Here is a 24,101-nt window from a genome sequence, read left to right on the forward strand (position 1 = left end):
GACGTGATCGACGCCGACCCCGAAGCGCGCGGCAAGGCCAAGAGCGTGAAGGTCAAGGTCGCCGCCCAGGTGTGCCCGACCCTGCCGGACGAGGTTCCCGGGCTGCCGTTTCGCCCGATCGAGTTCGAGTCCATGGCGGTCATGCCCTACGTCGACGACAACGGCCGTCGTCCCCGGGTGGCGTACTCGCTGCGCGCACGTGGTGTGAAGGCCCTCGGCGCTGGTGGTCGCCGTGCGGCGCCCGTCAAGGAATCCGCCTGACCCTGCCCCAGATGTGAAAGCGGGGCGGCCTGGTGCTGGAACACCTCGGCCGCCCCTGAATCCCTCCTGCGACTGCGAAATCTCAGAAGAGGTGTCTTCAGTATGTCCGATCACCCCCGTGACCTGTCCGGCCTGAGCGGTCCGGAACTGGTCCGCCTGCTCCTGGACGCGACCAACCCCCCGCCCACCACCGATGCCGAACGGGCGGATTTCTTCGACTTCAAGGCGCGAGTGTTCGCCACCCTCGCGCACCGGGACGAGAACCCCACCGCCGAGGCGATCGCCGCCCGCGCCCGCTCCGACCGTGACCGGCTCCTGACCCGGATCGAGAACGAGAACCGGGGTGGCCGACGATGATGCGCCAACCCAAAGTGGGTGCTGCTCAGTCCTCGCCCACGCTGCCGTCCCCTGCTCAGGGGGTGCGGTGGACGACCCCGATCGTGGAAACCCCCGGGATCGTCGTCCTGGGCTCCTGGATCTGGCGGTTCGTCCGGTTCCTGGTCACCCTGCCGTTCCGATTTCCTGTCATGGTCGCTGTGCTCACCGCGTCCGTGGCGTCCTGGTGGTGGTTGGACTGGCCGGGTGTCGCCGCCCTGTGGGGTCTGGCTGCGGCTGTCTCCCTGATGTGGTGGCGCGCTTGGCCGAACAACTACCGGACCTGGGTCACGCTCCGTCTCCTGGCCTGGTGGCGGCATCTATTCGTCTACCGGCGGCACTGGCAACCGGTCCTGGTCATCTCCGGGCTGGCCGAGTCCTACCAGGAACGCCGCTACCTGCCCCGCATCCGCCGCGTCTCCTGCAACGTCTGGGCCGACTACGTCCGCGTCACTCTGGTCGCCGGCACCGCCCCGGCCGACTTCGAAACCAGGGTGGTTGAACTCGCGCACGGATTCCAAGCCCCGTCCTGCCGGGTGGTCGTGAACGGTCCGCGTGACGTCACGTTGGAGTTCCCCCGACACGACACGTTGGCCGAACCCCTCGACGCCTTCCCCATGACCCACCACGTCGAACTTTCGGCTCTCCCGGTCGGCAAGCGTGAAGACGGCTCACCCTGGCTGCTGCGCCTGCACGGCACGCACGTCCTGGTAGTCGGCGTCACTGGTGCCGGGAAGGGGTCGGTGCTCTGGTCGGCCATCCGCGCGATGCTCCCCGCCCTGGCGGACGGCACAGCACAGGTGTGGGCGATCGACCCCAAGCGCATGGAACTCGCCTACGGACGGGACCTGTTCGCCCACTACGCAGACACCGGAGAATCCGCAGTGACCCTGCTCGAACTCGCCGTAGAGCAGATGCAGGAACGCGCGGAACGCTACGCCGGGAAACAGCGCTCACACATCCCGACCACCGCTGACCCGTTCGTGGTCGTGCTCCTGGACGAGGTCGCGTTCCTGACCGCGTACCACCCGGACCGTGACGTGCGCCGCCGCGCCGAGAACGCCATAGCCACCCTGACCTCACAGGGCCGCTCGGTCGGCTTCTCGGTGCTGGCCGCACTCCAGGACCCGCGCAAGGAGGTCATGAACCTCAGGAACCTGTTCCCCGACAAGGTCGCCCTGAGGTTGGACGAGGCATCGCAGGTGGACATGGTCCTTGGGGAGGGGGCGCGGGACCGTGGGGCGAACGCGCACCTGATCGACTCCACCCTTCCTGGGGTGGCCTATGTCCGGATGGAGACCTCACCTGCCCCGGTGCGGGTCCGGGCCGCCTACGTCTCGGACGACGACATCACCGCTATGGCGAATGCCTATGGGGCGGGCTCCTCCTCGGTGGGAGAGGTGGCCTGATGGGAGTTCGGCTTACGGAAGTATCGGACGGCTTCCAAAGCGATCCATATGACCGTGAACGCGGAGAAGATCACCGCGTTGAAGACGCGAAAGAACCCCACCAGGCCTTCGTCTTGGTACGGCATGGTGATCGCCAGCGGTACCCATATGAGTGCCATCACCAGGTTCGCGATTCCGGCGATTCGCATGGGTGCTCCTTCTCCTCGACACCATGGGGGTGGGCTGATGCCGACGCCTACTGGTAAGTCCACCCGGGCTGAACGCCTCGCGCAACCCCTGGCACGTGAGGTGGCCGAACAGGTCGCCGCCGACCACGGCGTGTGCATCCGCCCGGTCTCCCTTCGACGCACGAACCTCGCCACCGGTGCCACCGAGGTGATCGACGTTCCGTGCGGGTCCACCCTGGAATCCCGTTGCCCCGCCTGCGCAAAAAGGAAGAGGTCGCTTCGGCGGACCCAGTGCGAAGAGGGCTGGCACCTCGCTGCTGAACCCGTGGTGGAACCCGACCCGCCCACCGAACAGCAACGCTCCTGGGTCGAACAGCGGGCCGTGGTCACCGCCGAGAGGGACCGGCTCGCCGCCACGGGGGCCGCTGACCCGGAACAGCTCTCGGCCCTGGACGCCGCGATAGCCGGTCTGGACGAGGACATCACCGCGTCGGGCCTGCGGGGCTCGGTCACCCGATCCGCAGACTCCCCGGACTCGTCCGGATCGCGGCGGGTGCGCTCGACCAAGCGTCGTCAGGACGCCCCGGATCTGCCCAAGCGGCCCATGACGAGGAAGACGGTCGGTCGGGCCTTCACCGATCCCGACTCCGGGAAGGTGTTCCGGCCGTCCCTGTTCCTCACCCTGACCCTGGACTCCTACGGGCGGGTGCGCTCGGACGGCACCCCGGTCGACTTCTCGACCTACGACTACCGCCGGGCCGCCAGGGACACCCTGCACTTCTCCAAGCTCGTGGACCGGTTCGTGCAGAACCTGCGCCGGGTCGCCGGATTCGACGTCCAGTACTTCGCCGCCGTCGAACCACAACGACGCCTCGCCCCACACCTGCACATGGCCACACGCGGCACCCTGCCTCGTGCCGAACTGCGCCAGATCGCCGCCGCGACCTACCACCAGGTCTGGTGGCCGGACACCGACACCGTCCACTACGAGGGCGACCACCTGCCCGAGTGGGACATGGCAACAGGGTCATATGTCGACAAAGCGACCGGGGAAGTCCTCCCGACCTGGGACGAGGCCCTGGACGCCCTCGATGACGACCCGGACGCCGAACCCTTCCACGTCGTCCGGTTCGGAAAGCAGGTCGACGCCAAAGGGGTCGTAGCCGGAACCGAGGACGCAGCCCGGTGCGTGCGCTACCTCGCCAAGTACCTGACCAAGGACATCGCGGACTGCCACGCCGCCGAGACCGTCCGGCAGGAACAGCACGCGGACCGGCTCATGGAAACCCTCCGGTACGAGGCGTGCTCTCCCCGGTGCTCCAACTGGCTGCGCTACGGCATCCAACCCAACCAGGCCAAAGCGGGGATGCGGCCCGGGTTCTGCGGCTCCAAGGCCCACCGCCGCGAACACCTCGGCTACGCCGGGCGCCGCGTCCTGGTCTCACGCAAGTGGTCCGGCAAGACCCTGGCCGACCACAAAGCCGACCGCCTCACCTGGGTCCTCAACACCTTGGGCATCGACCCCGCCAACGAGGACCAGGGCGACGAGGACAACCCTCGGCCTCCGGCGCTGTCGTTCGCCTCGGGCTCCTTCGAGTGGGAGTTGGCCAGACCCACCGACCCCGACGTGCCACCACGGGAACGCCGCCTGCTCCGCGCGGTTGGGGAAGCCCTCCGACGTCGGGCCCAGCTCGAAGCTGCACGGCAGAACGATCTTTCGGCAACCGACGAGACGAGGGCCGCATGACCCCCACACGGACCCCACCAGCCGACTCCCGCTTCCGCTCTGACTCCGTCCTGTGGTCGGTCACCGAGACCGCCGCCTACCTCCGCATCCCGCCCAAGACCCTCTACGAGTGGCGCTACAAGGGCGACGGGCCTCCCTCCCACCGCGTGGGCCGCTACGTGCGCTACGTGCCCGCTGAGGTTCACACCTGGGTCTGCGACCAGTAACCCATGAAAGGAGACAACCCCCGATGGCTCGCGCGTGGGTGTACGACCGCACCAAGGACAAGGCTTTCGTGGAAGCGGTGAAGAAGGCCAAGACTGCCAAGCGCACCCCTCCTGCTCGCTGGTGGGTCCGGTACTACAATCCCTCCGGCAAGCTCCGGAGCGGCGGTGTCTTCCACCGGAAGCCGGACGCTGAGAAGAAGCAGACCGAGATCGAGAACAGCTTTCACGAGGGCTCGTACCGCAATCCGCGGGATGCCAAGGTCTCCGTGGGGGATATGGCGGAGAAGTGGCTCGTCACCCGCACGGACATCAAGCGCTCGACCTGGTGGCAGTACCGGGCCGTCCTGGACAACCACGTCCTTCCGCGTTGGGGGGACCACGCCCTTTCGGCAGTGCACTCCGAGGACATCGCCGTCTGGGTCGCACAACTCCAGAAGCCCCGGGACGAGGGCGGCAGCAACCTCGGAGCCTCACAGACTCGGCAGTCTCACGTGGTGCTGTCGATGGTCCTGCAATGGTGCGTGCCTCGCCGTATCCCCTTCAACCCTGCCAAGGGCGTACCGCTGCCCAAGCCCTCCGAGGCCGAGCACGTCTATCTCAACCACGCGCAAGTGGAAGAGCTGGCCAACGCCTCCCTCGCACTGCGTACCAAGTACGGGCAGGAACTCGCCTCGGCCAGGGTGAGCCGTGCGCTCGTGCTTCTGCTGGCCTATACGGGTATGCGGTGGAGTGAGGCCGCCGCGCTGCGGGTGGGCAGGGTCGATCTGAAACGGCGCCGGGTCCGGGTGGTGGTCACCTTCGCTGAGGTGGACGGGGTGCTCGTGGAGCAGGCTCCGAAGAACGGGAAGTTCCGAACCGTGCCGGTGCCCAGGTCGCTCGTCTCCGAGCTGCGTCCCTTCGTAGAGGGGCGACCGGTGGACGCGTTGCTCTTCACGACCAGGCGGGGTGCACCGCTGCGTATCCGGAACTGGCGCAACCGTGAGTTCGCCATGGCGGTGAAGGAAGCGGACCTGGACGGCCTGGCGCTGACCCCGCACAAGCTCCGGCACACCGCCGCGTCACTGGCGATCGCCGCCGGCGCGGACGTCAAGGTCGTTCAGGCGATGCTCGGCCACAAGACCGCGACCATGACCCTGGACCGGTACGGGCACCTGTTCCCCGACCGTCTGGACGAGGTCGCGGACGCGATGGACGCCGCGCGGCAGAGGGTCCTCGCCGCCTGACCCCGGGAACGACGAAGGCCGGTGGCTCGGTCCATGTGCGATAAATGTGCGACGGACCCGAGCTACCGGCCTTCTCTGTCTCTCCCGCAAGCTGCTGACCTGCGGATTCTGCGGAGGGTATGGGATTTGAACCCATGAAGCCCCGTCAAGGACTTGGTGCTTTTCAAGAGCACTGCACTCGGCCGCTATGCGAACCCTCCCGGGAGAGTGACTCTCCGCCAGACATGGTAGCCCACCGGGGCGGGCGGGTTCGCGGGGATATCCGTGTACGCCTCCCCGGGCTTTCCCGTCGCGTGGGAGGGTGGCACTCAAGGGTTACTGGCAAGTAACATCGATGTCATGGCAAACATGAACGCCGAAACGGCGGAGACGGTCAAGTCCGGATTCCTGGCTTCGGTGCCCTTCGCCCGAACCCTCGGCGTCACCTTCACCGACCTGGACTTCGGACGCGCCGTCATGCGCCTCCCCGACAACGCAGACCACCACAACCACGTCGGCGGCCCCCACGCCGGCGCCATGTTCACGCTGGCCGAGTCCGCCTCCGGGGCCATCGTCATCGGTACCTTCGGCGACCAGCTGGAGCGCGCCGTCCCCCTCGCCGTCAGCGCCGAGATCCGCTACCTCAAGCTCGCCATGGGCGACGTGACCGCCGAGGCGACCCTGGGCCGTCCCCGCGAGGAGGTCGTCGCGGAGCTGGACGAGGGCAAGCGCCCCGAGTTCCCCGTCGAGATCGAGCTCCGCACCGACGACGGCACCGTCACCGGACGCATGACCGTGGTCTGGACGCTGCGCCCCAACCGCGCGTAGCGCCGCCCCCTCGGCGCCGCCTGCCCCGCCGGCGCTCCTGCGGGGCGCACGCGCACGCGCGAACCCCGTGCGAGGCCCTGGTCGACCACCCCCGCCGTACGGCCCGGCCAGGGCCTTCTCCGATCGGTCCCCACGCATGTGCGGGGCCGGTGGCTTGTCGGTGCCTCTGGGTACGTTGACCCTGTACGACACCTACGAGGGGGCCGACCTGTGAAACTGCGAGTGGATCGCGACGCGTTCGCCGAGGCGGTCGCCTGGACCGCACGGGCACTTCCCACCCGGCCCGCGGTGCCCGTGCTCGCGGGTATCCGGATGGAGGTCTCCGGGGACGGTTCGTCGCTGCACCTGTCCGGGTTCGACTACGAGGTCTCCACGCGCGCGTCGGTGGAGGTGCTCTCCGAGGAGTCCGGGGCGGCCCTGGTCCCCGGCCGCCTCCTGGCCGAGATCGTGCGCAACCTGCCCCCGGGGTCGGTGCACATCGACACCGACGGCTCCAGGCTGAGGGTCGTCGGCGGCGCGGCCCGCTTCACCCTCATCACCATGCCGCTGGAGGACTACCCCTCCCTGCCCGCCATGCCCGGCCTCATCGGCTCCGTGCCCGCCGACGCCTTCGCCGCCGCCGTGCGCCAGGTGACCCCGGCGGCGAGCCGTGACGACACGCTTCCCATGCTCACGGGCGCCTACCTCGACTTCCGGGGCGACTCCCTCACTGTGGTCGCGACCGACCGCTACCGCATCGCCGTGCGCGACCTGTGGTGGAACCCCGCCGACCAGGGCGTGGAAGTGGCCGCCCTGGTGCCGGCGCGCACCCTGCACGACACCGTGCGCGGGCTGATCACCCGTTCCAACGTGGACATCGCCCTGGCCGCACCCGGTCCGGGCACGGGGCCCGGCCTGGCGCCGGGGGAGGGGATGATCGGTTTCGAGAACGGCGAACGCCGTACCACCACCCGGCTGATCGACAGCGAGTTCGTCAAGTACGCGTCGTGGTTCCCGAAGGAGTTCTCGGCCCGCGCCGAGGTGGTCGTCGGCCCCCTGACGGAGGCGGTCAAGCGGGTGGCGCTGGTCGCGGACCGCAACACCCCGCTGCGGCTGGCGTTCGCCGAGGGCGAGGTCGTGCTGGAGGCGGGATCGGGCGACGACGCCCAGGCGGTGGAGTCGATCGAGGTCTCCTACGAGGGGGAGCCGCTGCGCATGGCCTTCCGCCCCGACTACCTGTTGGACGGCCTGACGGGTGTGGAGACCGACACCGCGTACCTCAACTTCACCGAGCAGACGAAACCCGCCGTGTTCACCGACGTTCCCGCGAAGGAGGGCGAAAGCCCGTCCTTCCGCTATCTGGTTCAGCCGTTGCGGGTGTCCTGAACAAGGATTCGGGTCCTACCCCACTTCGGCCGCGAGTTGTCCACAGAGTTATCCACAGGAAGGCGTTCTTCCTGTGGATAACCCGGGGTAATGGCCCGCGGAGAACACCTGAACCACCCCTGGTGGACTCTCGCATTTCTACGGTGACATGCGAAAACATCAACGGGGCGGTTCTGTGCACAGGCTGTGGACAACGGTGGCGCAGGGGCCCTATTCGCCCTCTGCCAGGGTGGACGTCCCTCCGCTGCTCACCGGGGTGTCCAGACCGAGTTCGGCCTGGCGTCCCCTTCTGTATCCCGCGCGGTAGCCCGCCGCGCTGTGCGTTCGCTCCGGCCGGTGCTTGCGCAACTGGGGGAACTGCTTCTGGAACTCCTCGCGCACGCGGGTCACGTCGTTGAGCAGCACCAGTTCGGCCCCTCGCGCGGCCTCGACGCTCTCTCCGGAGTCGTCGGGACCTCCTGGGGCGGCCATTTCCTGCAGCCGGGCGCGGAAGTCCCGAATACGTTCGGCGACCGCCCTGCCGTAGGCGCGCACGAACGACCGGTAGTAGCGCTTGCGCTCCGTCTCCAGTTCCGACCGCGTGTAGTTGCGCAGTTCGCGGATGTCCGACACATGTGACGAGCTCATGAATTTGGCCGACGACTCCATCTGCATGGAGATCGACGGCATCAGTATCCGCAGCGCGTCGAGCGCGCTCACCGTCCCCACGAGGATGATGACGCGGTCGGTGTTCTCGGAGTTGTTCCCCCTGACAGCCGATTGGCAGCCGTAGGCGGCGGCGATGTCGGCCAGGGCCCGGACCCGGGCCTTCCCGTGGCCGCCCACCCCTGCGACGGTGTAGTCCATGCGGCTGATCGCGTCCGGTTCCTCGCCCCTCTCGACGCGAGCCTCGGCCTCCGCGATCGCGTGGCGGGTCATCAGCTCGGCGGCCTTGGCGGTGAACGCCTGGCTCTCGGCGTCAGTAACCGAGGGATCCTCCGCCATGCGAAGGAGCCCTCGGACCCGCTCGACCATTTTCTGACGAGCAGCTTCAGTCATCGGCGCCCGGTTGTCTCCCGTCGGTGAGTGTTCAGTTCCCGCCACCGGCGGGAAACACCGAGCCTAGGCGTTCTTGTTCCCAACCACCATCGCGATGAGCCCGACGGTGACCCAGATCGCGGCCGCGACGAGCAACCCGCCGAACAAAGCACCGAACAGACCGGCGATCGGAGCGGCCAGGATCGAGGTCGCGTAGCTGACGATCGCGTACCCGGCACCGCCGACGGCGGCGGGCACGGCGGCGTAGCGGAACGGGTAGGTGGCCGCGTAGCGCTTGCCCCTGCGGTCGGCCTTCTGGCGCATCACGCCGCCCACGCCGCCGATCAGTGCGAAGAAGATCACCGCGGCGGTCAGGCCGGACGTGAGGGCGCCCGCACCCAGGTTCAGCAGGAAGAAGAGGGCTCCACCGGCCGCGCCCCCCAGGACCGAGGTGGTCCAGGGCCAGATCATCGTCGCCGAGGCGACAGGAGTGAATGCGTTACCGCGCTCCAGCGTCATGTCCACTGCTCCAGTCGAATCGCGTGACGACCGCTCTTCGACGGGCCGTCCGCTCCAGCATGCAACCTCAGGGCTCCACGCACATCAGGGCCCGTCCCTGACTTACCCCCGAGTTCGCGTTCCGGCACATCGCCGAGGTCGCAGTCGCGTGGGTCTCACGTGCAGAGCCCTCCCCGGGACAACGATCAGCCGGTCGCTGAAGTGCCCGGCCCGCCAGAGTTCCCGACGGAGTTCCCGCCAGGGGGACCGGACAGGTCCGCGGACAACCGGGGCCAGGCGGTGCGGAACGCCGGCAGCAGGGGCAGCGCCTCCAGGTGGTCCACCGAGACCCACCGGACCTCCTTGCTCTCGGTGTTCCCCGGCCGGAACGGCGTCATCTGCGCGACCCTGGCCAGGAACGTGTCGTAGCGCCACACCTGGAGGTCCTGTTCGTGGACGCCGAGGAGGGTGTACTCCCCGAGGTCGCCGGCGACCTCCTCGCGGAACTCCCGGACGGCGGCCTCCAGGGGCGTCTCGTCCCTGTTCCTGGCCCCTCCGGGGATGCCCCAGGTCCCGCCCATGTGCGTCCACCCCGCGCGGTGCTGAAGCAGCACGTGGCCGGTTCCGGCCACATCGGTGGTGTACAGCAGTAGGCCGGCCGCACCGTAGACCCCCCACCGCCGGGATCCGTCGGGCAGGCTGACCCAGCCGTTTCCGTCACCCTCCAGCATCACTTCCTCCAAGTTCGCGCCCCTTCCGGACCACGGGTCACGTCCATCTTCCTGTGGACAACGATCGAACACGAACGATCATGCCCGGTACCCCTCGGAACCCACGACCCGGCCGCAGCTTCGCGGCACGCCTCCCGGTCCGCACGCTCGCCTCACGCGCCGCTGCCGGCCTCCGCCGCCCCGTCTGCACCCCTCGGGAAGGACGCCGTCGGTCAGGGGCCGGGCGGACCGCGACGCGAAGGTCCGGGGGCGGAGACTGACAACCGGCGTGAAACAGCCGTAAAAGGTCACCGGGGCGCCGTGCGCCGGGACCATTCGACGGCCCCGAGACGTGGCATCGCCTTCCGGGTAAGGGTTTTCGGTGTGATGCGGTTATTTGTGATTGCGTGGGGTCGGAGTTGTTTTCTGATGTTTTGGCGGATGTCCTGTCGGAGGCGCGGACCTCGTGCCGGGCAGGGCCCCCGTCGGGCGCGCGCAGGAGATGGGCCCCCACCTGCCACGACGGCGCGCGGGAGGAGGGTGCGGGCTTGCTCCGACCGTCCGCAATTGGCCAACCACTGGTGATGGGGGAAGATGGGGGAGTAAGAGTGGACGGCGCGCGAACAACGGCCGACGTCACACCGATTCCGGCGCTGTAAGAAGACTGAAAGCGCGATGGAAGAGGATCTCTCTAGTGTGGAACTCGTTCGACGCGACAGGTTTCCATGAGAGGACGGCTCGTGGTTTCCTACCAGCGCGGCGTTCGTTGGACACATGCCACCCGTGGCGTGTTCTGAGGCGGGACTCGCCGCGGGTGGCCGGTCCGCCGGAGGGCGGTGAGTCCGTTTGATGCTTCACAGACGACGTAGGGCCACATTGCGGCTCTACACGAGCGCGGTGAGACGAGGAGTCCGGGTGCCGAAGATGTTGACCGTGGATGAGCGGTTCGAGGCGATCATCGCCGACGTGACTCCCGCGGCGAAGATGAATCCGCTGCGCGAGCCGGACCCCGAGAAGGTGCTCCCGGTCGAGCAGCAGCCCGTGGAGACTGTCCCCGAGCAGGAGAAGCCCAGCCAGGACGCGTAACTTCCGGCAGGGTCGTCCAACGGTCACTCCGAGTACCTGAGTGGAGGGGGGTACTCGGAGCCGTTGGTGTGTCCGCATTCCGCTTTTCCGCAATGGTGCTTGCTAGGGTTGCTGCTTGTGGAATTCGGCGTGCTCGGCCCCATCACCGTCTGGTCCGACGGCCGACCGATATCGGTCGGTGGTCCGCGCCAGCGCTGTGTACTGGGAGCACTGCTGGTCCACCTCGGGCGTGAGGTCACCGTCGACCAGCTCATCGGCTACCTGTGGAGCGACGACCCGCCGCGCACCGCGCGCTCGGTCATCCAGGTCCAGATCTCCCACCTTCGACGCATCCTTCCCGGCAGCATCGCGACCACCTCCGGCGGCTACGCCCTGGACGTGGAGCCCGAGGCGGTCGACCTGCACCTGTTCCGAGGTCTGCGCGACGCCGCGGCCAGAGCCGAACCTGAGGCGAGGGCCGACCTGCTCGACAGGGCCCTCGCGTGCTGGCGCGGAGTCCCCTTCTCCGGAATCGGCTCCGAGTACCTCGACTACTCCGTGGTCGCCCCCCTGCGCGAGGAGCGCTGGTCGGCCGTCGTCGCCTGGGCCACCTGTGCCCTGGGACTCGGCCGCCACGCGGAGGTCGTCTCCCGCCTGACCCCCCTGATCAGCGAGGAACCGTTCCGCGAGCGCCTGCACCACCTGCTCATCACCGCCCTGTGGCGGGACAACGAGCGGGCCAGGGCCCTCGCCGTCTACGAGGAGTTCCGCTCCCGGCTCGCCGACGAGCTCGGGGTCGACCCGGGCACAGAACTCACCGCCCTCCACGGCAGGATCCTCCAGGAGGACGGGGGCCGGACGGAAACGGCGGCCGGAGCGCCAACGGAATCAGGGTTTCGTTACCTGGTCCGCAACGACCTCCCCCGCGACCTCTCCGACTTCACCGGGCGTCAGGAACCCCTGCGCCATTTGGAGGACATGGCAGTCTCCGACGACGGGAGGGCCAAGGTCTGCGTCATCACCGGTGCGGGCGGCGAGGGCAAGACCACCACTGCCGTCCGTTTCGGTTACGAAGCCGCGAAACGTTATTCCGACGGCCAGCTGTTCCTCGACCTGTACGGCTACACCGCGAACAAGGAACCGCTCGACCCCTCCTCGGCCCTCGGCGCCCTCCTGCGCGCTGTCGGAGTCGAACCCGACGCGGTGCCCGAGTCGCTCGACGAGCGTTCGGCGCTCTGGCGGGCGACCCTCATGGGACGCAAGGCCCTGCTCATCCTGGACAACGCGGCGAGTTACGCGCAGGTCAGTCCCCTGCTGCTCTCCTCTCCCGGTGCGCTCACGCTGATCACGACCCGCAACGAGCTCTCCGGGCTCAGCGGTGCGCGGTTCCTCTCCCTCGGCATGTTCGACGAGAAGTCGTCGCTGGAACTCTTCGGCCGCATCCTGGGCGAGGAGCGTGTCCGGCGCGAGCCCGAACAGGCCCGGGAGATCATCCGGATCTGCGGCGGTCTGCCCCTGGCACTCAGGGTCATCGCCGGCCGGATGCTCAGCCGGCCCAAGTGGTCCTTCGCGCACGTGGCCAGGAGGCTGGGCGAGCAGAACCGCAAGTTCCGGGAGCTCCAGGTCGAGGGGCAGAGCGTCGAGGCCGCCATCGACCTCTCCTACCAGAGCCTCAACCCCGGGCAGCGCCGCGCCTTCCTCACCCTCGGCCTCATGATCGGGAGCACCATCGACCTGGCCGGGGCGTCCGCCCTCCTGGACACGGCGATGGAGGACGCCGACGACGCCCTCCAGGAACTCGTCGGGATGTGCCTGCTCGACGAGCCGCAGGGGGACGTCTACCGGATGCACGACCTGATCAGGGAGTTCGCCCTGGACAGGGCGACCGCGGAGTTCGAGGAGGACAGCGCCGACCGGTCGAGGGCACGCCTCGCGGAGTACTACCTGGTGACCGCCCAGCACGCGGCCGCACTCCTGGGACCGCGCGTCCAGGACGCGGCCGAGGACGAGCGCCCCGGCTACCGCACCGACCTCGACGGGCGGGAGGACGCCGAGGGCTGGTTCTCCCTCCACCAGGAGAACCTCGCCGACACCATCGAGTACTTCGCCTCCGAGGACAACGAGGACCGCGCCTGGAGGATGGCCGAGGCCGTGTGGCGCTTCTACGCCCTCCACGGTGAGATGGGCCTGCTGGTCAGCTCGCACGAGCGCGCGCTCCAGATCAACAGCAAGCAGGGCAACCAGCGCGGTCGCGCCGTCACCCTCATCGGGCTGGGGATCGCCCACTACATCTCCGGCCGCTTCGAGGACGCGATGGCCTACCTCTCCGAGGCGCACGTCCTGCTGGAGTCGGTGGGGGACGGCAGGGGCATCATCCGCGCCCTGGGAAACCTCGGCATGGTCTACGAGCGGGTGGGGCGTTTCGCGGACTCGGCGGCGGCCATCCAGGGGGTGCTGGACTACGCCGTGGAGCTCGGCAACAAGAGGATCGAGTCCCTGCAGTGGGGGAACCTGGCCGTCCTGCGCCAGACCCTGGGGGAGCACCGGGAAGCGATCCGCTGCGCCGAACAGGCGATCCTCAAGTCGGTGGAGGAGGACCAGGCCGAGACGAAGGTGCTGGCCAAACGCGTGATGGGGGAGGCCCGGGTCGGACTTGGCGAACTGGGCATCGCCTTCCGGGACCTGAACGAGGCGCTCGAACTCTCCCTCCGGCTGCGGCTGGTCGGCCACCAGATATTCGTCCGCAACTCCCTCGGCCTGGCGTACCGCGCGGCGGAGTGCTGGAACGAGGCCATCGAAGCCCACACGGAGGCCCTGACCCTGGCGGAGACGTCGGGCGACCACAGCGGCGACGCAGAGATCCTCCACGACCTCGGCGTCACCTACGCGGCCGCGGGGCGGTTCGAGGAGGCGGCCGCCGAGCTGGAGAAGTCACGGGCCATCGCCGTCGAGCGCAACGAGAACCACACGCTCGCCCGGGCCGCCCTCGCCCTGGGCGGGCTGCCCGCCCCCGCGGTGCCCGCCGACCGTGCCCACGGGTTCCTCAGGGAGGCCGAGCAGATCTTCACGGAGCTGGGACTGGCCGGGGCCGACCAGGCCAGAGAGGCCCTCGCCGCACTGCCCGAACCCCTCAGCTGACGGGACGCCGGGGGTCCCGGGTGCCGCGCGCACGGCGGGGCTTCAACCATCCGCCGCTGCGGCGCATGGACCACAGGGACAGGGTGACGGGCAGGAACCGCACCGGGCGGGGCACCTTCGGGTACACCGCCCGTGTCACCCGCACGACCCGGTCGAAGCGGCGCTGCCGCGCGTGCGACCACGGGATGCCGAACTGTTCACGCAGGTCCGGAGGGAGCAGCCCGCCGGTCAGTAGGAGCTGCACCCTCATCAGCGGGCGCAGCGGCACGGAGGCGGGGTGGAAGAGCTCCCGGACGATCCTGCGCGCCTCCTCCCCCACGCGGAGGCTGCGCATACTCCGCTCCCAGTAGGCGTCGAACTCCTCCGGGGAGGCGGGCCACTCCTCCTCCGGCAGCCCCAGAGCGGTGGCGAACGCCGAGGCCTCGCGCAGGAAGACGGCGTACTCCTGCGCGCCGGGCTCCCCGAAGACCATCGCGTTCAGCCGTGCCGAGGAGTGGGCGAGCGTGGCGGCCACCCACAGCAGCAGGTCGTGGTCGAGCGCCCGGTATCCGGGGCCGGTCACCTTGCGGTGCCTGGCCCGCACGATGGAGTGCAGGCGTCGGCGCTCCTCGTCGGTGCCGTAGATCGTGCCGTACACGAAGTAGAGGGTCCCGAACAGGCGGGCGAACGGCCGGGACGCGAAGTCGCTGTGGTCGTGGACCCCCTGGGCAACGCTGGGGTGGGCGATCTGGAGCAGCACGGCATAACCCGCGCCGCCGAGCGCGCACGCCTCGCCGCCGGCCTTGCGCAGGGGTGATGCATCGGATGATCGGCCCATACCTGGGATCGTACGACAACGGGCCGTCCCCCCGCGGCGCTGGCGCGCTCCTCGGAGCCCGTGGGGGCGCCACGGTCGGGGGAGGGGCCGTGTGCCCGCGCACACGACCCCCGCCCGCATGCTCGCACGGATCAGGGACCGAGGGCGCGGAACACTCCGGGCCTGGTCAGGGCGTCGGTGTTGTCCACGAACTGGTCGACCGCACCCACCGGCGACCGACCGGTGAGCTCGGGGTCCTCGACCCGCGCCATCAGGGCACGGGTGAAGCGGGCGGCGTCCAGCACCGGCCAGGGGCGCTCGTGGAAGGGCCGGGGGCGGGTGTCCAGCCGCTCGGCGAGGCCGGTTCGGTTCTGCTGCTCGCCGACCAGGGCACAGGCGTCGGCGAGGGCCCCGGGCTCCGCGTCCAGCGCCCTGGCCAGAAGCGGGCTCAGTGCGCGGGCCCCGGGGAGCCGGGCGAACGCGCTGCCCAGCCACTTCGAGTAGGGCGGATAGTTCCGGGAGAGCAGGAGCGCCAGCCGCATGAGGTCGCGGACCAGGCGCGCGGCCACCACCCGCGCGCCCAGTCCGTCGCCCACCTCCGCGCAGCGTCCGACGAACGCCTCCTCCTGGGAGACGCGCTGCCACTGGCAGGCCAGCACGTACCGCCACACGTCGTCCGGGTACCAGCCCAGGGCCCGGCGGGACCGTGTGAGGTCGCCGGTGGAGTCGTGGAAGACGGCGCCGCCCACGACCTCGGCCAACCGCTGGGTGGGGGTGGCGAGCCAGTCGGCGGTGGCCACCCCTTGGCGGGGGTCGAAGCCCAGACCCGCGACGAACCATCCGCCGAGGCCGACCACCTCCACCCGGTGGCGGCCGTCGGGGGCGTCGGCGTCCGGACGCCACGTCTGCGGAGGGCCGCTGTCGGCGGCGAACCTGACGGGCCACCCCCTCACCCGCCCGTGCAGGCGGTCGTCGAGCAGGTCGAGTACCCGGGACCGCTCGTCCGGGCCGGCGACGAAGAGCTGGAGGCGCGGCCCCCAGCCGTGGTCGGTGGAGCGTTCGGTGTCCAGGCCGAGGACCTCCGAACCGGAGCCGACGAGCGCGGCGGCGTGGGGGAGCCCCGGGTGTTCGGAGCGGAGCAGCGGGGCGACCGCCTCCGTGTACAGGGCGCGGGACAGGTCGAGGCCGGGGAGGAAGTCTGGCGGCATGCCGGTGAGCCTAGAGCGGCGCTCGCGGAGCGGCCACGGGATTTTCCGCGGGGTCGGAGGAGGCCCATGGGACGTGTGGTGCGGAGGCCTCGTAGAGGGGGGTAAGGGAAATATGTCTTCGAGGTTAGGTCTAGTCACGATCGTCCCGCCTGGGGAATTGGTCTAGCTGCGGAGGGGCAGACCACGGGCCAATTCTGTTAAGTGTCTTTCCAGTTCATGGCTCGAACGGCGCGCAAACGACGGCAGTACCAGTGCGAAACCAGACCAAATGGACAGTCTCACCGGTATGGCTGGAACGAGGTACCCCCTCGCAACAGGAGTCTTGACGTCCAGTTACGGGGTGCTTACCGTCTTCCGCAACGGGTGGAAAGGACATTCCGGGCTCGCCCGGAGTCTCCGGGACAGTGCTGTCCGACGTTCGCAGGGGAATATCCGAGCCCTCGCGGATGCCCCCCACCCGCCTGGACCGGAAACGGTCCGGGTCACCCCCGCTACGAGACCCGACCGCGCCGCAGGGCCGGAAGGGCATCGTGACCCGAAGAGAAGGGCCCCCCATGAAGACCCGCAGCAGAATCCGCTCCGCCTCCGCCGTCGCCGCCGCCACCGCGCTGATCTTCACCCTGATGCCCGCCGGCACCGCCAGCGCGCACGGCTACGTCTCCGCCCCCGCCAGCCGCCAGGCGCAGTGCGCCGCGGGCGTCGTCGAGTGCGGACCCATCCAGTGGGAGCCGCAGAGCGTCGAGGGTCCCAAGGGCCTGACCGAGTGTGCGGGCGGCAACAGCCAGTTCTCCGAGCTCAACGACGACAGCCGCGGCTGGAGCGTCACCGAGGTCGGCTCCAACCTGACCTTCACCTGGACCCTCACCGCCATGCACTCCACCGCCACGTGGGAGTACTTCATCGGTGGCCAGCGCGTCGCCAGCTTCAACGACAACGGCGCCCGTCCGCCGTCGACCGTCCAGCACAACGTGAACCTGTCCGGCTACAACGGACGCCAGAAGGTCCTCGCCGTGTGGAACGTCGCGGACACGCCCATGGCCTTCTACTCCTGCGTCGACGTCAACATCCGCAGCTAGCCGGATCGGCTGCCCCGGGGCCCCGGCCCGGCCCGACGGCCGGACCGGGGCCCCGGCCTGTCTCATGCCTGGCGGCCGGCGGTACGGTCCCGCAGCCCTGTGGCCGGTTGGTCCGGCTACCCGGCTGTCAGGGCGGTGACCAGGTCGTCCAGTCCGTTGAAGCGGCCGTCGAAGACGTCGGCATCCGTCGGCGGATCACCGACCGGCCGCCGGACGTAGGCGGTCCGCATGCCGCTCGCCCGGGCCCCGCGGAGGTCCCAGGCATGGGCGGCCACCATGAGCACGCGCCCGGGTGGGCACCCGGCGGCATCGATGGCGAGCCGGTAGACCTCCGGGGCCGGCTTGTAGGCCGAAACGGCCTCGGCGGACAGTACCTGGTGCCAGCGCAACCCGGCATGCGCGTTGAGCCGCAGCAACGCGGTGCGGCTCGCGTTGGAGAGACCGAGCACGGGGAACCGCCGCGCGAGCCGTTCCAGAGCGGCGACCGAGTCGTGCCAGGGGGACAGGCGCTGTCCCGCCGTGGCCAGCCGGGCGATGGCCGCCGGATCGGAGATCCCGGCCCGTGCCGCCACCCGTCGGGCGGCCTCCCCGTCGACGACCCCGGTGTCGGCGTAGGCGCGGTCTCCTCGTGCGATGCTCTGCTGCTCGGTCTCGACATGCCGCTGCCATAAGGCGAGCAGATCGTCGACGGATTCTCCGCCGGACGCGGGCAGCGCGTCGCGGATTCCCGCTCGGAGCCCACCGGGCTCGTCGACCAGTGTTCCGAGGACGTCGAAGACGACGGCCTCGATATCGCGGATCCCGGCCACGTGGACTCCCGTTCGCCTAAGCGTCACCTGTTCAACCGGTGACGATCTTGTCAGCGGGGTCGTTACCGGTCAAGATGGTGACGTGAATTTCGCCTTCGTGAGCGGCAACCCGGCCCTCGACCTGGTCGGCACCGTGGGATCCCGTCGGGACGGGCCCGTCGACCTCCTGACCGCGCCCGCCGACCTCGAACGGTGGGTGGCCGCGTGCGAAGGGCTCCCCGACCGGGTCACCGCCGACCTCGCGGGCTTCGAGTCCGCCCTGTCCCTGCGGGAGGCGACCTACCGGCTCGCCCTCGACCGCGTCCTCGAACGGCCCTTCGACCCGGGCAGTCTCACGATCGTCAACGACACGGCCGCCGGGCCGCTGCCCGCGGTCGAGCTCGGCGACGCGGGGCTGCGCATCTCGGGAGACCTCCGTGCGGTGCTCTCCCACCTGGCCAGGAGCGGTATCACCGTGCTCGCCGATCCCCGCGCCCGCCTCAAGGAGTGCGGTCGCTCCGGCTGCACCCGCATCTACCTCGACCGCTCACGCGGCGCCCGGCGCACCTGGTGCGGGATGGACGAGTGCGGCAATCGCGTCAAAGCCGCGGCGTACCGGGCCCGCAGACGGGCGTCGGCCTCCGCCGATGCGTTGATTCCGAGTCTTTGAAAACCCGGTACGAAACAAGGTCTTGGCCGTGGTGGCCGCCGAGTTGGGCTCCCGGCCACGCGAGACGCTCGGCGCAGACCCCAGCCGAGCGCCTCACCGAGCTGCTCGCCGCAACGAACCGACCTCACGTGTCACGACGATTCCTGGAATTCACCCTGCGCGACGAGGGCCCCTGTCGGCATCTGCGCACCTGCGCGCTCCCGGGGTCCGAAGGGCGGACTACTTCCCCACCGTGCCGGCGGCCCAGTCGCCGTACTTCGCCGCTTCGGTGAAGACCCACGGGCCCACGCAGGCCACGCTCTCGTCGTAGTCGCCGTCGCGGCTGGTCAAGCCGACCAGCTCCCAGTCGCCCTCCCTGCCGCGGATCATGGGGCTGCCGGAGTCGGTCGAGCAGACCTGCGCCTCAGCGGTGGGGTGTTCGGAGCACAGGTCGCCGTCGAGCTCCGCGCAGCGGTCGTCGGGCACGATCTCGGTGTCGATCTGCTGCAGGATCTCCGGCTTGGGCTCCTGGCCGAGCTCGTCGACCACACCCCAGCCCAGGGCGCGCACCTGCGTACCCGGTTCCGGCCGGTCCCCGGCGATACGGACGGGGGCCTGCTCGACCGGGGAGTCCAGCTTCAGCAGTGAGATGTCCTTGCGCACCAGGAGAAACGAGTGCGGGTAGTCGGGGTCGTCGCTGACGTCCTCCGCCTCGTAGTCCGGGTGCTGGACCACCTCGGTGACCTCGCGTTCGCTGCCGCCCTCATCCCGGTTGTTGCTGCCCACCCGCACGGAGATGCTCTCCGTCTGGAGCAGGTCGAAGTCGGAGCAGTGGGCGGCGGTGAGCACCCACTGCTCATCGATCAGCGAACCCCCGCAGTAGTGCAGGCCCTGGTCGTCGAACAGGGCGGTCACGAACGGGTACTCCTCGGTGGCGTCGACCCCGCCGATGACCGCGGACGCGGGAGCGGCCAGCGCCATCGGGCCGAGCAGCGACGCGGCTCCCACCGCCCCCGCGACCGCCGCCACTCGACCCCGGTTTCGCCCGTTCCGGTTCCCGCGGATGCCGACCATGCCCGACCAGTCCCTTCGGTTGTGCGTGTGACCACGCCGTTGCCTGCCGTCACACACGAACCTAGAGGGCCGGCCCCGCCGGGGGCATCGTCCGCGAGAGCTAACCCACTTACGACGAAAGTCGCCCTCCGCCGAGCCCTGGAGGGCCGAACGGAGGGGGAGGGCTTTCCCAGGGGCACCGACCTGTCGGCCTGCTCCTGGGAGGACTTGGCCGCGGTGGCCGCTCGATACGCGCGGGACAAAAAAGTGGCCACCTAGTAGGGGTTAGCTACTAGATGGCCACCTTTGACCAGGGAGAAGACTCCCTCGTCACTTGTCGGGGTGGCGGGATTTGAACCCACGACCTCTTCCCGTACCGGGGCCCTCCGGTGGCCTGTGGCCGGACCAAGGAAACCGCTGTTGACCTCGTCCTTCGTCCCGGTCGGTTCCCAACGCTTCCGGGGCTCTCTCGGAGCCATGTGCACTGAATGTGCATTGATCTTCGCCCAGCCACAGGACGCCCGCTCCTGGTGAGCTGGCCTGTCCCGCACGCCTGAACCATGCTCCCTCAGCCCCATTCTTCGGCAACCATCGTCTTCGGTCCGGGGTGCCCGATGGCGCCGGGGCCGGCACCCCAGACAGTCCGTGTCGCGCCATCGGGTGCCCCGGGAACCGAAGACGTCATCAACCATTGGGACCAAATGCCCTGGTGGGGCGTGTGTGTTCTGAGTCACCATGGACGTGTCGGGCAGCTCTGGCCCCGCTCGCCGTACGGGCCTGTCCGACAGATGCTGCGTGCGTGCGGCCTACGGCCGTGCGCTCGGGACCGGGCGGCAGCCCGCAGCCCGAGCGGCGGCCGAGGGCCGCCGTGACGGCGCTTGCGCCGTCGCCTTGATCCCATACAGCCCAACTCGGCAAAAGAGATGAAAAAGATGAGTAGATACATAGATACAAATTTGGCTTCTATTGCTCTCGACCGTGTCGAGGGCTTTGCCTTCGAGTCTTTTGTCAATGATTTTTTTCCTCATGTCATTGGGTCTCGATTCGTGCCGCTTGGTGGCGTAAAGGATGGTGGAGCTGACGGCTTTGAAGGAGAATCAATATTCGAAAAAGAGAACAGCGCTCATCACTTCTTTCAAGTCACGGTGCAGGAGGACCATCGATCCAAAATCCGTCGCACTGTAAAGCGGTTAAGGGAATTTGGCAGAGAAGTCCACTCTCTAACTTATGTAACTTCCAGGGACATTAAGCATATAGACAAGGAGGAGGATGAACTAGGCGATGAACTGGGAGTGAACATAAGGATACGAGGCCGCGGTTACGTGGTTGCCAATATAAATAAATCAACAGCTACGCGTGGAGCGTATGAACAGCATTTGTCGCACTTGACGGACTACCTTAAGCGGGTTGGTTCGGCTCCGGTAATAACAGCTAGTCCGAACATAAAATCGCCGGCGATATATGTGTTTTTGAGGCAAGAGCTTGATAGGAGGACTGGGAATGACTCGATGATAAATTCAGTCGCGGATAGCCTTGCACTTTGGGCGCTAGAGGGAACGGATCCGGATCAGGGCATTTTTATGTCCGCTCAGCAGGTCAAGGACAAGATATGCCAAGAAATACCGGCGGCTGATTCTATTCTGAAAGGAAGGATTCGAAAAAGACTTAGGAAGATGTCAGATAAAAAGAACCCAGGTGGAAGAAAGGTGCGCTGGCACAGAAAGGATGACGAGTTTTGTCTTCCCTATGAGACGAGGGAGATGCTGGAGAGCGAGAACGCAGAAGACGAGAAGCTGAGGCTAGATGTAGAAAAAAGCCTTATCGATAGGTCTCTTAACTCTGGGGTGATCCTTTCTAATGAAGAGTCAGAAGTTGTCGGTGGAATTGCACTCCGAGTCTTTCAGATCCTTTTCGAGCGCCAGGGGATAGAATTTTCTCATTTCATATCAAACGAGCAGAGCTCGGACATGCCATCAACTTATGATGCCGTAAATGATGCAATTTTTGAAAGGGGTATAAGTGGAGAGGGGTCTTCCAGGGTTAAGAGGGCTGCTGTAGCCGTAGTGAAACAGTGTGTCTACAGTCCGTCAGAGACGGAGAGGGATTATTTGGGTAGGCTGGCACGGACATACTCGCTGCTCTTCACTCTGAACACAGAACCGCGTCTAATTGAGTATTTCCAAGAAATGTCGTCGGGATTTTGTCTTTATGTGGGCTCGGATGTTCTAGTGCGATCTCTGAGTGAGGAGTACCTAGAGCCAGAAGATCGAATAGCACGTAACACTCTTTCGGCGGCGGCGGAATCCGGTGCCACGCTAGTTCTTACAGAGCCTGTTCTGGAAGAAGTGATCAACAATCTTCGCGGTACAGACTTTGAATTTAAGAACCATATCCAAGATGTCGAGCATCGAATAAGCAAAGATATTGCTGAGAACGTTCCTAAGATCATGCTCCGATCGTATCTTTACGGACGACTGGAGCGTGAGTCTAAGTCACGCTTCCCAAGTAGCTGGCAATCATTCGTTGAAAACTTTTGTAGCTATGAATTGATTCATTTTTCACAGGGTGAGGATGAACTTCGCACGTATCTGCAATACGAATTCAAGATGGAGTACTCCTCTAGAGACGATCTGCTCTTGCTGGCTGATTCAGACGACGTAGCCTCTCTGTCGCATGACCTGGCCAGCAGTAAGGACGCTGTACTTGCTGAAAATGATGCACTAATTGCCTGCTCTGTGTACGGTCGGCGTAAGGCAAAAAAAGAGGGGGCCTATGTATCGGAGTTCGGTTATAGGACTTGGTGGCTTACTAATGAATCTCGTATTCTGAGGCACAGTGCAAAACTGAAGAATAAAAACAAGGGCGCTGGTTATATAATGCGTCCTGATTTTTTGCTCAACTTTCTAACGCTTTCTCCTAGCTCTGACGAAGCAAGAGAGACTTTGCAGAACGTCTTTCCTGGGCCCCTCGGTGTCCAGCTTTCAAAGAGAATGCCTGCGGCTGCTTTTCATGAAATGATGGGCAAGGTCAAAGCCGCAGAAAATCTAACTGAGGGAAGAAGGATTGCGGTTATGTCACGTTTGGCGGATGAGTTGAAGAGCGATTTTGACAAGAGATATGATCGAGAATTTGAGTGAGTTGGCAAGGCCTCTTCTTGGTCTCACTTGTGGAGGCGTAATTATTACATCTCATGTGTATGGATCGGCGAACTAAATCTTATGCCGTCGTGACTGCGGACATGAGGGATGTTCGGCTCTAGAGCGTCTAGAAGGCGAACAGCGTAGACCTCGCGCATTTGCTTTTTGACCTCGTCGGGTGTGAGCCACTCGACGGAGGTTGCCTCGCTCGTGGTGCTCTCCTCGCCTCCTGACGGCTTGCAGCGGAACACGAGGGCGACGATTCCGCGGGCCATGTTCTTGTAGACACCCGTAAGCTGTTCCACCTCGACGTGGACGCCAGTCTCCTCCAGAACCTCGCGGACAACGCCGTCTTCGGGGGTCTCGTCCAACTCCAGCACGCCGCCCGGTGGTTCCCAGGTGCCGTTGTCCCTGCGCTGGATCGCCAGCATGCGTCCGTCTTCGCGTATGACGGCACCTGCCACGGACACCGAGTGCAGCGGCGTTGACGGCTTGTCTCCGGTGCTGTTACTCATGTACAGGAGCATAGGAGGAACAGAAGGACTATGGCGAGCACTGTAGGGGCGAAGTCGGCGAAGCCCCGGTATCTCCAGATCGCAGACGACATCGAAGAGCAGATCCGGGCCGGCCGCCTGGCTCCTGCTGAGGAGATCCCGAGCGAGACGACGCTGATGGAGCGCTACGGCGTCTCGTCCGGCACAGTCCGCAAGGCGGTAGCCCAGTTGCGGACGTCGGGCCTGGTGGATACGTACCAGGGCAAGGGCTCCTTCGTGAAGTCCCGGCCTCCCGTCAGACGCAAGTCCTCGGATCGGTTCCGGCGCTCACACCGTCGTGCGGGCAAAGCGGCCTACATCGCGGAGACCGAACAGGCGGGCGTGAAGCCCACGGTTCAGGTGCTCTCCATCGGTCCTGTGTCCGCTCCGGGAGAGATCGCCGAGCGCTTGGCTGTGAACGTGGGCGACAAGGTGCTTGCTCGGCGTCGGCTCTACTTCAGCGACGGCACACCCACCGAGGAAGCGACGTCCTACTTGCCGTGGGACGTGGCGCGGGACATCCCCGAACTCTTCGAGGAGAACCCTGGCGGTGGTGGCATCTACGCCCGTTTGGAGGAGCACGGTCACGAGTTCGCGGAGTACACCGAGACCGTGCGGGCGCGTCTGGCGACCAAGCAGGAGGCGAGTGCGCTCGCGCTCAGTCCTGGCTCTCCGGTTATCCACCTGACCCGCAACGCTGTGACCGCTGAGGGGCGTGTCGTGGAGGTGTGCGACACCATCATGGCTGCTGATCAGTTCGTGCTCGACTACCGCATCCCGGCCACGGACTGAGGGTCTGGCTGGCGTCCCGGAGCCGCATCTTCGACTCAGAGGGTTGACTCATGTACAGGAGTGCGTCACTCTTATCTACAT

Annotated in this window: 22 protein-coding genes, 1 tRNA gene and 1 pseudogene; 14 read left to right on the top strand and 10 right to left on the bottom strand. The window is 67.1% G+C overall.

From position 1 onward, the window contains the following. The 3 genes and pseudogenes from ACFWTE_RS13090 to ACFWTE_RS13100 all read left to right on the top strand — a co-directional run. A pseudogene (locus ACFWTE_RS13090) lies at window positions 1-261 on the top strand (plasmid replication, integration and excision activator); the annotation flags it as partial. Between the two features lie 102 nt (window positions 262-363). After that, a complete protein-coding gene (locus ACFWTE_RS13095; RefSeq protein ID WP_378779571.1) occupies window positions 364-618 on the top strand; it encodes a hypothetical protein in 255 nt (84 codons plus the stop codon). Then, complete coding sequence (locus tag ACFWTE_RS13100) at window positions 615-2,045, top strand: cell division protein FtsK (protein WP_378779572.1); 1,431 nt, start codon at window positions 615-617, stop codon at window positions 2,043-2,045. The genes ACFWTE_RS13095 and ACFWTE_RS13100 overlap by 4 nt, the downstream gene beginning before the upstream one ends. Here ACFWTE_RS13100 and ACFWTE_RS13105 read toward each other — a convergent pair. Further along, window positions 2,006-2,233 carry a hypothetical protein gene (locus ACFWTE_RS13105; RefSeq protein ID WP_378779573.1) on the bottom strand — a complete coding sequence of 76 codons (228 nt, stop codon included), beginning with the start codon at window positions 2,231-2,233 and terminating at the stop codon, window positions 2,006-2,008. The genes ACFWTE_RS13100 and ACFWTE_RS13105 overlap by 40 nt on opposite strands. Window positions 2,234-2,270: 37 nt before the next feature. Between ACFWTE_RS13105 and ACFWTE_RS13110 the strand changes: the two genes are divergently transcribed. From ACFWTE_RS13110 to ACFWTE_RS13120, 3 genes are read left to right on the top strand one after another with little or no spacing between them, the layout of a single operon-like run. Then, on the top strand, window positions 2,271-3,959 hold the full coding sequence (locus ACFWTE_RS13110; RefSeq protein ID WP_378779574.1) for a replication initiator: 1,689 nt from the start codon (window positions 2,271-2,273) through the stop codon (window positions 3,957-3,959). Continuing rightward, window positions 3,956-4,165, top strand: coding sequence for a helix-turn-helix domain-containing protein (locus tag ACFWTE_RS13115; protein ID WP_378779575.1), 210 nt, complete (start codon window positions 3,956-3,958; stop codon window positions 4,163-4,165). Before ACFWTE_RS13110 ends, ACFWTE_RS13115 begins: the two co-directional genes overlap by 4 nt. Window positions 4,166-4,188: 23 nt before the next feature. After that, window positions 4,189-5,388: a tyrosine-type recombinase/integrase gene (locus tag ACFWTE_RS13120; protein ID WP_378779576.1), complete on the top strand. Its 1,200-nt coding sequence runs from the start codon at window positions 4,189-4,191 to the stop codon at window positions 5,386-5,388. 111 nt (window positions 5,389-5,499) lie between these two features. Here the strand turns inward: ACFWTE_RS13120 and ACFWTE_RS13125 are convergent. Beyond that, window positions 5,500-5,588, bottom strand: a tRNA-Ser gene (locus ACFWTE_RS13125). Between the two features lie 148 nt (window positions 5,589-5,736). Between ACFWTE_RS13125 and ACFWTE_RS13130 the strand changes: the two genes are divergently transcribed. Together ACFWTE_RS13130 and dnaN are read left to right on the top strand one after the other, a co-directional pair. Continuing rightward, window positions 5,737-6,195 carry a DUF4442 domain-containing protein gene (locus ACFWTE_RS13130; protein WP_378779617.1) on the top strand — a complete coding sequence of 153 codons (459 nt, stop codon included), beginning with the start codon at window positions 5,737-5,739 and terminating at the stop codon, window positions 6,193-6,195. A gap of 222 nt (window positions 6,196-6,417) precedes the next feature. Continuing rightward, a complete protein-coding gene (dnaN, locus tag ACFWTE_RS13135; protein WP_378779618.1) occupies window positions 6,418-7,560 on the top strand; it encodes a DNA polymerase III subunit beta in 1,143 nt (380 codons plus the stop codon). Window positions 7,561-7,770: 210 nt separating this feature from the next. Here the strand turns inward: dnaN and ACFWTE_RS13140 are convergent, their stop codons facing one another. From ACFWTE_RS13140 to ACFWTE_RS13150, 3 genes are all read right to left on the bottom strand, one after another. Further along, window positions 7,771-8,574 carry a DUF2786 domain-containing protein gene (locus ACFWTE_RS13140; protein WP_378779619.1) on the bottom strand — a complete coding sequence of 268 codons (804 nt, stop codon included), beginning with the start codon at window positions 8,572-8,574 and terminating at the stop codon, window positions 7,771-7,773. Between the two features lie 87 nt (window positions 8,575-8,661). Beyond that, the gene (locus ACFWTE_RS13145) at window positions 8,662-9,096 is read right to left on the bottom strand and encodes a hypothetical protein (RefSeq protein ID WP_378779577.1); all 435 of its coding nucleotides are present in this window, start codon (window positions 9,094-9,096) and stop codon (window positions 8,662-8,664) included. Window positions 9,097-9,281: 185 nt separating this feature from the next. Further along, entirely contained in the window at window positions 9,282-9,806 is a 525-nt protein-coding gene (locus ACFWTE_RS13150; RefSeq protein ID WP_378779621.1) for an NUDIX domain-containing protein, read from the bottom strand. A gap of 894 nt (window positions 9,807-10,700) precedes the next feature. Here ACFWTE_RS13150 and ACFWTE_RS13155 point away from each other — a divergent pair. Beyond that, on the top strand, window positions 10,701-10,871 hold the full coding sequence (locus tag ACFWTE_RS13155; protein WP_378779625.1) for a hypothetical protein: 171 nt from the start codon (window positions 10,701-10,703) through the stop codon (window positions 10,869-10,871). A 117-nt stretch (window positions 10,872-10,988) separates the two neighbouring features. After that, window positions 10,989-13,988, top strand: coding sequence for a BTAD domain-containing putative transcriptional regulator (locus ACFWTE_RS13160; RefSeq protein WP_378779622.1), 3,000 nt, complete (start codon window positions 10,989-10,991; stop codon window positions 13,986-13,988). On the opposite strand, the gene ACFWTE_RS13165 is transcribed toward ACFWTE_RS13160, so the two are convergent. Together ACFWTE_RS13165 and ACFWTE_RS13170 are read right to left on the bottom strand one after the other, a co-directional pair. Next, window positions 13,981-14,805: an oxygenase MpaB family protein gene (locus ACFWTE_RS13165; protein ID WP_378779578.1), complete on the bottom strand. Its 825-nt coding sequence runs from the start codon at window positions 14,803-14,805 to the stop codon at window positions 13,981-13,983. The two genes, ACFWTE_RS13160 and ACFWTE_RS13165, sit on opposite strands and share 8 nt — an antisense overlap. A 131-nt stretch (window positions 14,806-14,936) precedes the next feature. Next, entirely contained in the window at window positions 14,937-15,992 is a 1,056-nt protein-coding gene (locus ACFWTE_RS13170) for a DUF4037 domain-containing protein (protein ID WP_378779579.1), read from the bottom strand. A 554-nt stretch (window positions 15,993-16,546) separates the two neighbouring features. Here ACFWTE_RS13170 and ACFWTE_RS13175 point away from each other — a divergent pair. After that, window positions 16,547-17,068: a lytic polysaccharide monooxygenase auxiliary activity family 9 protein gene (locus tag ACFWTE_RS13175; protein ID WP_378779580.1), complete on the top strand. Its 522-nt coding sequence runs from the start codon at window positions 16,547-16,549 to the stop codon at window positions 17,066-17,068. A gap of 116 nt (window positions 17,069-17,184) precedes the next feature. Here the strand turns inward: ACFWTE_RS13175 and ACFWTE_RS13180 are convergent, their stop codons facing one another. Further along, entirely contained in the window at window positions 17,185-17,877 is a 693-nt protein-coding gene (locus ACFWTE_RS13180) for a haloacid dehalogenase type II (protein WP_378779581.1), read from the bottom strand. Between the two features lie 82 nt (window positions 17,878-17,959). Between ACFWTE_RS13180 and ACFWTE_RS13185 the strand changes: the two genes are divergently transcribed. Continuing rightward, window positions 17,960-18,526: a CGNR zinc finger domain-containing protein gene (locus ACFWTE_RS13185; RefSeq protein ID WP_378779582.1), complete on the top strand. Its 567-nt coding sequence runs from the start codon at window positions 17,960-17,962 to the stop codon at window positions 18,524-18,526. Between the two features lie 219 nt (window positions 18,527-18,745). On the opposite strand, the gene ACFWTE_RS13190 is transcribed toward ACFWTE_RS13185, so the two are convergent. Then, on the bottom strand, window positions 18,746-19,534 hold the full coding sequence (locus ACFWTE_RS13190) for a S1 family peptidase (protein WP_378779583.1): 789 nt from the start codon (window positions 19,532-19,534) through the stop codon (window positions 18,746-18,748). Between the two features lie 956 nt (window positions 19,535-20,490). Here ACFWTE_RS13190 and ACFWTE_RS13195 point away from each other — a divergent pair. Beyond that, window positions 20,491-22,695, top strand: coding sequence for a hypothetical protein (locus ACFWTE_RS13195; RefSeq protein ID WP_378779584.1), 2,205 nt, complete (start codon window positions 20,491-20,493; stop codon window positions 22,693-22,695). Between the two features lie 44 nt (window positions 22,696-22,739). On the opposite strand, the gene ACFWTE_RS13200 is transcribed toward ACFWTE_RS13195, so the two are convergent. Then, entirely contained in the window at window positions 22,740-23,210 is a 471-nt protein-coding gene (locus ACFWTE_RS13200; RefSeq protein ID WP_378779585.1) for an NUDIX hydrolase, read from the bottom strand. A 30-nt stretch (window positions 23,211-23,240) separates the two neighbouring features. Between ACFWTE_RS13200 and ACFWTE_RS13205 the strand changes: the two genes are divergently transcribed. Then, window positions 23,241-24,020, top strand: a complete 780-nt coding sequence (locus tag ACFWTE_RS13205) for a GntR family transcriptional regulator (RefSeq protein ID WP_378779586.1) — start codon at window positions 23,241-23,243, stop codon at window positions 24,018-24,020. Window positions 24,021-24,101 lie beyond the last annotated feature (81 nt).

This window comes from Nocardiopsis sp. NPDC058631, from assembly GCF_042716955.1.
Lineage (GTDB): Bacteria > Actinomycetota > Actinomycetes > Streptosporangiales > Streptosporangiaceae > Nocardiopsis.

What these genes read in the sequence shown, in the direction of transcription:
- ACFWTE_RS13110 (WP_378779574.1), top strand. Translation starts at nt 2,271, where the DNA reads ATGCCGACGCCTACTGGTAAGTCCACCCGGGCTGAACGCCTCGCGCAA.
- ACFWTE_RS13205 (WP_378779586.1), top strand. Translation starts at nt 23,241, where the DNA reads ATGGCGAGCACTGTAGGGGCGAAGTCGGCGAAGCCCCGGTATCTCCAG.
- ACFWTE_RS13195 (WP_378779584.1), top strand. Translation starts at nt 20,491, where the DNA reads ATGAGTAGATACATAGATACAAATTTGGCTTCTATTGCTCTCGACCGT.
- ACFWTE_RS13175 (WP_378779580.1), top strand. Translation starts at nt 16,547, where the DNA reads ATGAAGACCCGCAGCAGAATCCGCTCCGCCTCCGCCGTCGCCGCCGCC.
- ACFWTE_RS13150 (WP_378779621.1), bottom strand. Translation starts at nt 9,806, where the DNA reads ATGCTGGAGGGTGACGGAAACGGCTGGGTCAGCCTGCCCGACGGATCC.
- ACFWTE_RS13145 (WP_378779577.1), bottom strand. Translation starts at nt 9,096, where the DNA reads ATGACGCTGGAGCGCGGTAACGCATTCACTCCTGTCGCCTCGGCGACG.
- ACFWTE_RS13165 (WP_378779578.1), bottom strand. Translation starts at nt 14,805, where the DNA reads ATGGGCCGATCATCCGATGCATCACCCCTGCGCAAGGCCGGCGGCGAG.
- ACFWTE_RS13115 (WP_378779575.1), top strand. Translation starts at nt 3,956, where the DNA reads ATGACCCCCACACGGACCCCACCAGCCGACTCCCGCTTCCGCTCTGAC.
- ACFWTE_RS13170 (WP_378779579.1), bottom strand. Translation starts at nt 15,992, where the DNA reads ATGCCGCCAGACTTCCTCCCCGGCCTCGACCTGTCCCGCGCCCTGTAC.
- ACFWTE_RS13140 (WP_378779619.1), bottom strand. Translation starts at nt 8,574, where the DNA reads ATGGTCGAGCGGGTCCGAGGGCTCCTTCGCATGGCGGAGGATCCCTCG.
- ACFWTE_RS13200 (WP_378779585.1), bottom strand. Translation starts at nt 23,210, where the DNA reads ATGAGTAACAGCACCGGAGACAAGCCGTCAACGCCGCTGCACTCGGTG.
- ACFWTE_RS13120 (WP_378779576.1), top strand. Translation starts at nt 4,189, where the DNA reads ATGGCTCGCGCGTGGGTGTACGACCGCACCAAGGACAAGGCTTTCGTG.
- ACFWTE_RS13105 (WP_378779573.1), bottom strand. Translation starts at nt 2,233, where the DNA reads ATGCGAATCGCCGGAATCGCGAACCTGGTGATGGCACTCATATGGGTA.
- ACFWTE_RS13130 (WP_378779617.1), top strand. Translation starts at nt 5,737, where the DNA reads ATGAACGCCGAAACGGCGGAGACGGTCAAGTCCGGATTCCTGGCTTCG.
- ACFWTE_RS13100 (WP_378779572.1), top strand. Translation starts at nt 615, where the DNA reads ATGATGCGCCAACCCAAAGTGGGTGCTGCTCAGTCCTCGCCCACGCTG.
- ACFWTE_RS13095 (WP_378779571.1), top strand. Translation starts at nt 364, where the DNA reads ATGTCCGATCACCCCCGTGACCTGTCCGGCCTGAGCGGTCCGGAACTG.